The 5,564-nt window shown below is 24.7% G+C and carries 3 protein-coding genes; all 3 read right to left on the minus strand.

Features of this window, described 5'->3' with window-relative positions:
* The coding region (locus CCO88_RS08585; protein WP_002840166.1) for a hypothetical protein at positions 1 to 1,135 on the minus strand (1,135 nt) is incomplete at its 3' end.
* A gap of 646 nt (positions 1,136 to 1,781) precedes the next feature.
* A complete protein-coding gene (locus CCO88_RS08590) occupies positions 1,782 to 4,349 on the minus strand; it encodes a CDP-glycerol glycerophosphotransferase family protein (protein ID WP_002840168.1) in 2,568 nt (855 codons plus the stop codon).
* A 2-nt stretch (positions 4,350 to 4,351) separates the two neighbouring features.
* Positions 4,352 to 5,564, minus strand: a 1,213-nt coding sequence (locus CCO88_RS10710; protein WP_002840169.1) for a glycosyltransferase family protein, incomplete at its 5' end; no start/stop codon positions are given.

Genomic DNA, 5,564 nt, shown 5'->3' on the forward strand with positions numbered 1-5,564 from the left:
ACTGTTTTTTTGAGCAGTATTCTTGAATAACATTTTTCAAAAAACAAAGATCGGGAATAAATTTGTCAAAAAACAATTTATTAGTTTTTTCATGAGCAAAATTAAAATCCATATTGATAGATAAATTGTTATATTCATCTTTAATTAAAAAAAAAGCAATTAAATCTACGTGTTTCAACATAAGTTCTCTCCCATGTATTAAAATACTATTTTCAGTAATCTGAGTATTTTGTGAATTAAAATAGGCAAATGTAGAACAATCGATATTAAAATCTTGATGTAATTCACTAAATTGCATCCATCCATTGCTTGGTTTCACTATCTTAGTTTGTAAATTTTCAAGAACTAAACTTGAAAATACTTTAGTACCGTAACACTCTTCTTCAAAATCATTCCATGTATAAATTGCAGCTACTCGATAACCTTGAAATTTAGATGGAAATAAAATTTTAGCTTTATCTGTTATTCTAACAATTGTTTCGCGATATAAAGAATTTGATTTTATTTTAGTTTCTAACTTATTCCCTATAGTATCAACCTCTGGAATAAAAAAAGCATATTTTCGGTGAAGTTTATTTTTATTCTGTAAATGATACTTAAAAGCATCGATATTCTTAGCTATATTACGCCCTAACTTATTCATGATAGTTTCCATAGGATGATGATTTTCAGGTAAATCCATAAAAAATTCAAAAACATTATTTTTTTTATAATAACTTTGCATATCAATACAGTTAAATCCATATTTAACACAATTTTTTCTATGTAAATCATTAATAATTTCAATATCCTCATTTGATGGATGTTTCTCACAAATAGGTAAGATTAATACTAAAATTTTAATATTCAAAAAACTTAATTCTTCATAATATGTATTTATTATATAGCTAAGTTGTTTTAATGGCATTTTTATCCTGCAAAAACTATGAATCTCATTTACATTTGATTCTGTAACCAACAAATCGGCATCTAATATATCATTTTTATTCAAAATTAACGCATATAAATTTTGAAGACAAGTACAAGCACCTAACGCATAATTTTTCAACACTATACTTTCTTCACACTGTAATCCATTTTTTAATCCATTTGTTAAAACAGAATTGCTTCCTCCTAGAAGTACAATATTTTTCATTTTCTTCTTCCTCTAGATAAATTTTTATTTTAATTAGATTTCTTAAATTTAAAACCCTTTCAATAATCTCTATACAAATTTCAAAATATTCTTTTATACATTTTTTGAGCACTAAATTACATCCAATAATACCAAAAAACATGAGATTATTCTATCATATTTTTCTTGATAGAAATTCTCCTTCTGCAATTTTATAAAAATATTCTTATTTTAATAACAATAGTTATTTTTGCAAAAGTTGAAACTTTATTATAGATTAGTAATATTTTTTTGACCTTATTACATTAATATAAATAAATTTTTATCAAGTACAATCCAAAATTTATCTTGTGGTTTTATAATACAATCCGATCGATTTATATTTTGATAATATTCATTTTTTAAATACAAACCAAAGAAATATCATCATTTTTATAAGTAAATATTTACAAATTTTAATTCTTACAAACAATACATACAATTATTTTAAAAGCATCCAAAATGTTCACATCCAACCAAGCGTTACTCTATAATATCTAACACCAAAGCCATTGAAATCAAAAAAAAGATAATAATCCGAAAATTCATTAAATACTATTCATTATTAAAAAGCTTTATAGCTTTTATACCGAGATAGAAATTAAGTTTTTATTATATAAGCTATATTCTAATATTTATTTAGTATTTTATAAATTTTTTTACAATAACTACTATTTCTAAAAATAAAAGCTGAATTTACATTATTCTTATAAGTATCAAAAAGCTTGCAATTATTTTGGAGTATAATCTCGAACTCTCTCAGCAATTTTTCTCCATTTTTCACAACTAAACCAAAACCATCTTTTTCATAATCAAAATAACCTTTAGCGTACGAATGTTTTATGAAAAACTCATCTTTATCAAATTGATAATAAAGCACAGGCTTTTTCAAAACCGCCATATCAAAAGCAACGCTTGAATAATCCGTTATTATTAAAGATGATTCGCAAAATAATTTCTGCATACTTTCTTTATAGGAAGTAATGATGAAAGAAGGTAAATTAAAAACCTCTAAATACATTCTTACTTGTGGGTGCGGTATAAAAACAATGCTATATCCATACTGCACTGCTAGTTTTTCTAACTCTTTACTGCATAAAAATTCTTGCCATTTTTGAAAATAAAGTGATTTTACAAATTCGGGATTTCTAGCCCTAGCACCGTATTTTTGCACTTTCCCACTTAAATACTCTCTCCAAGTAGGCATAATTAAAATTTGTTTTGTGTTTAAAATATTATTTTTAATCAAAGCATCCCATCTTGCTAATCCTGTTAAAACTACTTCTTTTGTACTAAATTTATATTGGTTACAATCACCTATTATAGAATTATACTCTGCTTTTGTACTTGTGATAAATATATCTATTTTTCTTTGATTAAGCCACCTAGATAAATCATCCTTTATAACCCCATGTTGTAAAAAAATAAAATCTTTAGTTTTTAAAGTATCTCCGCCCAAAGCATTAAAAATATACCTATCTATATGAGAAGAAATGATTTTATCAGCTTTATAAATCAGATATTTAAAATAAAAGCTTCTTGGATCAACCAATCTAAAACCTTCTTTTTTAAGTCTTGGATAATCAGTTGAATTTTTGCTTAAAATAAAAGCGGTTTTTTGTTTGGGATGATTTTGCATGATATATCTATATAGATGCTCAGCATTATCATCAGCCCTCCAACTCATGTCGGCAAAAAGCCATAAATTAGAGTTTTTTGATCTTTGTTTTTTTTGCTTAGCTAAAACCTTTAAAACTAGGCTTAAATCATTTATACATCTATCATTAAAAACAAGTTTTAGTTTTTGCGAATTTATACAAATATCAAGCATTTTAGTATCGTTTTTAAGCTTAAGCCATATTCTTTTTTCATATAAGAAAACTTTATCCAATAAATCATATTGTCTTATTTTAGAATGCTTTGCAATAGCCACGTCATTATCTAATAAAATCTTAGTTTTATGATTAACATCATTAAAATAATACTTTATTAAAATTTCATCATTTTTATCATCAATACTTTCTATAAAAGCTATATTTTCACTTAAATCTTCATTTTTAAAATAATTTAATATACCCTTTTTATAAAAAAAATCAAAAGCATGGAGATTAAAATTTTTAATATTACAACTATCAATAAATTTGAAATTTTCAAACAATAATTCCTTAAAAAGCTTTTTCTCTTCATTATTTAAAATAGCTAGTTTTTCAGGATTTAAAATCAAAGTTTTAATTTGCCAAAAAATATCATATAAAACAACATTTTGCACAAAGTAAGGAACTTTTGTTATTTTTATATCTTTAAAAAGATTTAAATAACCAAAATTTGGAACCATAGTATAATAGTCCTTGATTTTATCTTTACCATCAAGAGTAGAATTTCCATCTTCCCTTTTTCTATAAAAATATTTGACTGTTGGTAAGAAAGCGCTTTTTAGATTGATATTATCCAACAAATATTCATTGATAAATTTGGCATCTTCGAAATTGGGTTTTAATTTTTTATCAAACCTTATATGTTTTGCTAAATAATTGGTATTTATAAAACTTGAATTTGTAAATAACTGTATAAAGTTATCAAGATTGCAATTTTCTTTAACTTGTATACCACTTTTGAATTTAAAATTTAAAGCATGGTTGTCTTTATATAGTTTTTGCTTTTCATAATAAAAAATAACATTACACCCTATCATGCAAATATCATCATCTTGATGAGTTGCTAAAAATTTATCTACTTCATAAAAATAATTTCTATCCAAAAAATCATCTGGATCGGTAAAAGTAACCCAAGGAATTTGATAGTCATTTTCTTGCATATATTTTAAGCCTAAATTTCTAGCACTTGCTTGCCCACCATTTTCTTTGTAAAGATAGACGATATTTTTAGGATATTTTTTTTGGTATTTTTTGATTATTTGTGCAGAATTATCAGTAGAGCCATCATCTACAAGTATCATAAAAATACTTTTTTTAAAATCAAGTCTTTGATTTATGATGGAATTAAAATAATCATCTAGATATTTTTCTACATTATATACAGCTGAAATTATTGTGTATTGAGCAAAGCCTTTGTGTTTTTTAGGAAGGTATTTGTTATATACACCACTCAACCAGAAAACTTTTTTTTCTATAGCATCTTTGAAGAATAGTTTTGGATTCGTTCTAAGCTTTCTTAATTTTTTAAAATTTAAAACCATATTTAACCTTTAAGTGACATGATTTTTAGTCCAATATCATGCAATGATTGAATTAATTTTTGATTTTTTAAGGTCAAAGCCTGCTGGTAATCTCTGTAAAATTCTAATGGCAATCTTTTATTTAAAACATCTCTTTTAATATTTTTTTTATATTCTATGAAGCCTTTTTGATGTTGTAAAGATACTCTAATAACGCTAAAGGGCAAAGTTAATCTTAATATACCTTTTTTTCTAGAGAGTTCTTTTGTAAGTTTATACGAAAGATATTTTTTCACTCTATCAACTGCTCCTAAGGGTTGATTTTGTATATATATTTTTAAATTTTTAGTGTGTTTTTTTAGACACAATGGATCTTTGTCGAACCTTTGTAAAGTTAAAGCCTTATTACAAACTACTGGTAAAAAATGTGTTTTTATACCTTCACTTAAATAGTGATTAGAATCAATGAATTTGATAAAATCTAATGCGATTTGCATCCAACTTGCACTTTCATAGTATAGTCTAGTTATACTTGAATTCTCAAAAACATCTATTTTTTTTAGATGCGAATTGGGATGTATTATCCATTTTTTATTAGTAAAATTCATAGAGCTTAGTTCTCTTAAACGATAAATATATATTTGTTTTGATAATACATAGATATTTTTACTTAATGCAAATAATAACACTCCAAAATGACAATCTTCTGCAAAAATTCCATTAATAAATTTTAATTTTATATTTTTAAAAAAATCAAAATTAATCATACCTTGCCAAGTAAACCAAAAATAAAAAAGTCTTCTTTCTCTAGCCTTCTCTAGCCATTCTTTAGGCGTGATGATAATCTCATTTTTATAATCAAAATAAGTCATTTGGCTAATGTGCTTTCTTTTGACTTTATCATACAAAGGTCTATAATCAAACCACACCACATCTACCCCATCCATTCTAGGTACACATTCTTCTATGCAGTTTAATTCCCAATAATCATCAGAATCTAAAAAGATAATATAATCTATAATAGGATAAGTAAAGCTTGTTAAATCTTGTTCATTATTAAAAGCTTTATAGCTTTTATATACAGTATATATTTCATAAGGATTATTACCCTCTATATTAAATTCTATTAAAGAATTTTCTTTTATAGTTTGAGTTTTGTTTTTGAGTTTATATTCTCCACTAAAATATTCTATCCCTACATTTCTAGCTGTACTTTGTCCACCATTTTTTTTATCA

The organism is Campylobacter coli LMG 9860, assembly GCF_000254135.1.
Lineage (GTDB): Bacteria > Campylobacterota > Campylobacteria > Campylobacterales > Campylobacteraceae > Campylobacter_D > Campylobacter_D coli.

Excerpts from the sequence above, each read along its gene's own strand:
- CCO88_RS08590 (WP_002840168.1), bottom strand. The coding sequence starts at position 4,349 with ATGGTTTTAAATTTTAAAAAATTAAGAAAGCTTAGAACGAATCCAAAA.